Origin of the sequence: Cupriavidus sp. SIMBA_020 (assembly GCF_046535395.1) — a bacterium.
Classification (GTDB): Bacteria; Pseudomonadota; Gammaproteobacteria; order Burkholderiales; family Burkholderiaceae; genus Cupriavidus; species Cupriavidus campinensis.
Map to the genome: position 1 here is coordinate 1 of NZ_JAWRWU010001114.1, position 255 is coordinate 255.

Sequence of the window (255 nt, forward strand, 5' to 3'; positions counted from 1 at the left end):
AGGTGCTCCATCATGCGCATGAAGCCGTTGCTCGCCGGCGCCCTGGCGCTGTCCGCCGCCCTGCTCGCCCCCGCCGCGGCCCACGCCGCCAAGCCGGTCTGCGAGGTCGACCGCCCGGTCCGTTTCAGCGGCCTGAACTGGGAATCCAACCTGGTGCTGGCCAACATCGAACGCTATGTGATGGAACATGGCTACGGCTGCAAGACGTCGGTCGAGATCGGCGAAACCCTGCCGATGCTGGCGGCGCTGCAACGC

The 255-nt window shown here is 68.2% G+C and carries 1 pseudogene; it reads left to right on the top strand.

The annotated features are described in order from the left end of the window. Window positions 1–12 precede the first annotated feature (12 nt). Window positions 13–255: pseudogene (locus SB751_RS32980) on the top strand (glycine/betaine ABC transporter substrate-binding protein); the annotation flags it as partial.